The sequence below is a fragment of the Pseudomonas brassicae genome (assembly GCF_010671725.1).
GTDB lineage: Bacteria > Pseudomonadota > Gammaproteobacteria > Pseudomonadales > Pseudomonadaceae > Aquipseudomonas > Aquipseudomonas brassicae.
In genome coordinates this window covers 1-4,699 of sequence record NZ_JAAHBU010000197.1, presented here as the reverse complement: position 1 = coordinate 4,699, position 4,699 = coordinate 1, and the positions used below count along the sequence as shown (strand labels likewise).

The following is a 4,699-nucleotide window of genomic DNA, read 5'->3' as shown; positions in this document are numbered from 1 at the left end:
GCTGCCGGCCAGCAATCATTGCAGCCTGTATGTCCATCAATGGCTGCCCACCACCGCGCCCCCGGGCGGTGGTGCTGCTGGCCCATGGCATGGCCGAACACGCCCGGCGCTACCAGCGGCTGGGCCAGGCCCTGAGCGACGCCGGTATCGCCCTGTATGCGCATGACCAACGCGGCCATGGCCGCACGGCCGAGATCGGTACCCTGGGGCAGTTCGCCAGGTACGATGGCTGGAGCAGCGTGGTCAACGACCTGGGCCTGCTCAGCCAGCACATCGGCCAGCAGCACCCCGGCGTGCCGCTGTTTCTGTTCGGCCACAGCATGGGCAGCTACATCGCCCAGGCGTATCTGCTGCACCACAGTGCCAGCCTGCATGGCGCGATCCTGAGCGGTTCGAACTTCCAGCCGCCGGTGCTGTACCGCGCCGCCTGCGCGATCGCCCGCATCGAGGCCTGGCGCCAAGGGCCACAAGGGCGCAGCGCGCTGGTCGAATGGCTGTCGTTCGGCTCGTTCAACAAGGCGTTCAAGCCCAACCGCACCGCGTTCGACTGGCTCAGCCGCGACGCGGCCGAGGTCGACAAGTACACCGCCGACCCGCTGTGCGGCTTTCGCTGCACCAACCGGCTATGGATCGACCTGCTGACGGGGCTGCAGCACATCAGCCAGGCACGCCACCTGGCGCAGATCGACCCGAACCTGCCGATTCTGGTGATGGGGGGAGAATGTGATCCGGTCAGTGCCGGCAAACGTCTCAAAGACCTGGCAGGCGCCTTGCGTCATGCCGGCAACCAGCGCGTGCAGTTGCAGCTTTACCCGCAGGCACGCCATGAACTGCTCAATGAAACCAACCGCGACGAAGTGACCGCAGCACTGCTCGCCTGGCTAGACCAGGCCCTGGCCGTTGGCCGCCCGGCCCGCAGCGAGTGATACAGTAGGCACCTTGTCGAACCCTGCTAAGGAATCTGCCTGAATGACCCAGGTCAGCAACACGCCCTACGAAGCCCTTGAAGTCGGCCAGACCGCCAGCTTCAGCAAGACGGTCGAAGAACGCGACATCCAGCTGTTCGCCGCGATGTCCGGCGACCACAACCCGGTGCACCTGGATGCAGAGTTCGCCGCCAAGAGCATGTTCAAGGAACGTATCGCCCACGGCATGTTCAGCGGTGCGCTGATCAGCGCCGCGGTGGCCTGCGAGTTGCCTGGCCCGGGCACCATCTACCTGGGCCAGCAGATGAGCTTCCAGAAGCCGGTGAAGATCGGCGACACCCTGACCGTGCGCCTGGAAATCCTCGAAAAGCTGCCCAAGTTCCGCGTGCGTATCGCCACCCGCGTGTTCAACCAGCACGAAGAACTGGTGGTGGACGGCGAAGCCGAGATCCTCGCGCCACGCAAGCAGCAGAGCGTCGAGCTGGTCAGCCCGCCACCGATCACGATTGGCTGATGGCCTGAAGTTCGCTCAGGCGGCGTTCGATGTAGCGCCGCTCGGGTAACTGCCGGGTCAGGCCCAGTGCCGTGCAGTAGGCCTCACGGGCCTGAGCCAGGTAACCGGCCTGCACGCACAGCTCGGCCCGCGCCGAGTGCGCCAGGTGGTAATCGAGCAACTGGCCACGCGCCAGAATCGCCTCCACCGCCGCCAGCCCAGCCTGCGGCCCATCCCGCCGGGCCAGGGCAGCGGCGCGATTGAGCTCCACCACCGGCGACGGCCAGCCTTGCCACAGCACATCGTAAAGACCGACGATCTGCGCCCAGTCCGTGTCGCCGGCACTGGCCGCTTCGGCGTGCACCGCAGCAATCGCTGCCTGCAGGCTGTAGACACCAAAGCGCTGACTGCGCAATGCCTGCTGCACCAGCCGGCAGCCCTCGGCAATCATGCCACGGTCCCAACGCGAGCGGTCCTGCTGGTCGAGCAGCACCAGTTCACCCTGCGCATCGCTGCGTGCCTGCTGACGCGAGGCCTGCAACAGCATCAGGGCGAGCAGCCCCAGCACTTCGGGGTCAGGCAGCAACTGCTGCAGCAAACGCCCGAGGCGGATGGCTTCGGCACTCAGGTCCTCACGCACCACGCTGTCGCCCGATGAGGCCGAGTAGCCTTCGTTGAACACCAGGTAGATCACCCTCAGCACACTGTCCAGGCGCTCGGGCAGTTCGGCCAGGGACGGCACCTGGTACGGGATCTGCGCGTCACGGATCTTGGCCTTGGCACGCACGATACGCTGGGCGATGGTCGCCGGGCTCTGCAGGAATGCGCGGGCGATCTCCTCGGTCGACAGATCGCACACTTCGCGCAACGTCAGGGGCACCTGGGCATCAGCCGACAAGGCCGGGTGGCAGCAGGTGAAGATCAATCGCAGGCGGTCGTCCTGCAGTTCCTGATCGCTCACGTCTTCGCTCTCCAGCGCTGCCAGCGCCTGTTCCAGCCGCTGCGGCGAGCGATCGAAGCGGGCGCGCCGGCGCAAGCCGTCGATGGCCTTGAAGCGCCCGTCGACACCAGCCAGGCGCGTGGGCTGGCCGGCACACCGTCGCGCTGCCAACGCTCGACGGCAATATAGAAGGCTTCGTGCATGGCCTCCTCGGCCAGGTCGAAATCGCCCAGCAGCCGGATCAGCGTGGCCAGGATGCGCCGCGACTGCTCGCGGTAGATCGCCTCCAGCGTCGCCTTTACTTCAGGCTCCGGGCTCATCAGTCCGGCAACTGCTGGGTGACCAGGTGCACCAGGCGATCCAGGCTTTCGCCCCAGCCCCGGTGAAAGCCCAGCTGTGCATGTGCCTCGCAATCGGCGTTGCTCCAGTGCAAGGCGCGGGCGGTGTACTGGGTGTGACCCTGCACATCATCCAGGGTCACCATCACCGTCATGAACGCCTTGGCCGACGGCACCCAACCTGGCCCGAAGGCGTCGGTGAAGACGATGCGCTCGGGCGCGACGATGTCCAGGAACACGCCCTGATTCGGGTATTCGGTGCCATCGGGGGCGCGCATCACGGTGCGAAACACCCCCCCCGACCCACAGTTGCATTTCACATTCGGGGGTGGTCATGCCATGCGGCCCCCACCAGCGCGCCAGCAGGTCCGGCTCGGTCCAGGCACGAAAGACTTTTTTGCGGGGCGCCGCAATCAGGCGGCTGAGTGACAGTTCATGCGGCGCCGTTCCCTGGCCGGCAGGTGCGAGGCTCATCGAGGTGTCTCCTTGTGGTGTCAGGGTTGCAACTCACGGACCGGGCGGACCTCGACGCTGCCCACGCGCGCCGCAGGGATCGCGCGGGCAATGTTCAAGGCTTCGTTCAGGTCGCGGGCGTCTACCAGATAGAAGCCCGCCAACTGCTCCTTGGTTTCGGCGAAAGGGCCATCGGTCAGGCTCATCTGCCCGCCACGTACCCGCACAGTGGTCGCCGTCTGCACCGACTTGAGCGCCTCGGCGGCAAGCAGGCGACCACTGCTCTGGATCGACTCGGCATAGGCCATGCACTCGGCATCAGCGGGGCTCTCGGGAAGGCTGTGCAGCAGCCCTTCGTCACAGTAGACCAGGCACAGGTATTTCATGGTTTTCTCCACGACAGTGGCTCAACTATGGCTGCAAATCGGCGAGTTGGCGTAAGCGCGATTCGGCATAGATGCGCACCGGCTCAGCTCAAGGCTTGAGGTTGAACAGTGCGGCGCCGGTCTGCATGTCGAACGGCGCCGACCAGTGCTCATGGATGACTTTCCATTCACCGCCGATACGTTGATAGCCGGCAGTCACGCGCATGTAGCAACCGCCCTCGGCGCCCTCCTCGGCCGAGCCGCAGCGGTTGAGCCAATGTGCGATGGCCAGTTCGGGCGAGGCATGCACCCGCAATTGCTCCATGTCGAAGATCGCACCGTCCGGGCACAACGTCATGCACGCCTCCCAGTGCGCACGGTAGGCCGCCTTGCCCTTGAACTGCAGGGCCTTGACCGCATCGAAGGCCAGAATGTCGTCGGCATAGGGGCGCACGATGGCGTCGATGTCCTTGGACTGCACAGCGCGCATCCAGGTGGTGATCAGGTCGCGCACCTGCTCTTGGTTCGGGTTGCTCATGGCGAATCTCCTCGGTGGGACGCTGGCGCCTGGCGCACAGCGCAGTCGTGGATGGTCGAACCGCGCCTGCGCAAATCGACAGCAGCGCTCAGGCACGCCAAATCATTTGCCGCCGCCGTGCACCTCGGCTAGCGTGGGCACTCTCTGCAAGCATGAGCACCTGCCATTGGCCCTGATCACCGAACACCTGCATGCCTGTGGCCTGGTCGAGTCGTCCTGGGTCAAGGCCAGCGCCGCGCAGTTTCCGCGCCACACCCATGACGAATATGTGCTGGGCGCCAACCTGGGCGGCCACGAGCAGATCTGGCTGGACGGTCGCAACCTTGACGTCGCACCGGGCCAGGTGACGCTGTACAACCCGCTGGCGGTGCAGGCCTCGCAATTCGGCCCGCAGGGCGTGGAATACATCAGCCTGCACCTGGCGCCCGAAGCCCTGGCACGGGTTACCGGCGACAGCCACCTGGCGCATTTCGAACAGGGCGTGTTCGATCAGCCGGCGCTGTATCGGGCGATTGTCGACTTCGCTCACCTCGCTCGCTTTCAGCCAGCCCGCCAGGAAGAGGCACTGCTGGCGCTGCTGGCGCAATTGCTCGAACGTGGGCCAGGCACCCGCGGCGAACACCAGGCGGTGCTGCGCCAAAGCCTG

4 protein-coding genes and 3 pseudogenes are annotated in these 4,699 nt (G+C 65.8%); 3 read left to right on the top strand and 4 right to left on the bottom strand.

All coding sequences use genetic code 11. The features are described 5' to 3' along the window. Position 1: 1 nt before the first annotated feature. Positions 2-926, top strand: a pseudogene (locus G3436_RS14910) (lysophospholipase). A 43-nt stretch (positions 927-969) separates the two neighbouring features. Continuing rightward, on the top strand, positions 970-1,440 hold the full coding sequence (locus tag G3436_RS14905) for a MaoC family dehydratase (protein ID WP_163946281.1): 471 nt from the start codon (positions 970-972) through the stop codon (positions 1,438-1,440). Here G3436_RS14905 and G3436_RS14900 read toward each other — a convergent pair. From G3436_RS14900 to G3436_RS14885, 4 genes and pseudogenes are all read right to left on the bottom strand, one after another. Continuing rightward, a pseudogene (locus G3436_RS14900) lies at positions 1,427-2,679 on the bottom strand (RNA polymerase sigma factor). The gene G3436_RS14905 and the pseudogene G3436_RS14900 sit on opposite strands and share 14 nt — an antisense overlap. Then, positions 2,679-3,171 (bottom strand): annotated as a pseudogene (locus tag G3436_RS14895) (SRPBCC family protein). Before G3436_RS14895 ends, G3436_RS14900 begins: the two co-directional pseudogenes overlap by 1 nt. Positions 3,172-3,191: 20 nt before the next feature. Then, positions 3,192-3,536 carry a YciI family protein gene (locus tag G3436_RS14890; RefSeq protein ID WP_163946278.1) on the bottom strand — a complete coding sequence of 115 codons (345 nt, stop codon included), beginning with the start codon at positions 3,534-3,536 and terminating at the stop codon, positions 3,192-3,194. A gap of 88 nt (positions 3,537-3,624) precedes the next feature. Beyond that, positions 3,625-4,053, bottom strand: a complete 429-nt coding sequence (locus tag G3436_RS14885; protein ID WP_163946275.1) for a YybH family protein — start codon at positions 4,051-4,053, stop codon at positions 3,625-3,627. 133 nt (positions 4,054-4,186) lie between these two features. Here G3436_RS14885 and G3436_RS14880 point away from each other — a divergent pair. Continuing rightward, a partial coding sequence (locus tag G3436_RS14880; protein ID WP_338001264.1) for an AraC family ligand binding domain-containing protein occupies positions 4,187-4,699 on the top strand: 513 nt, incomplete at its 3' end.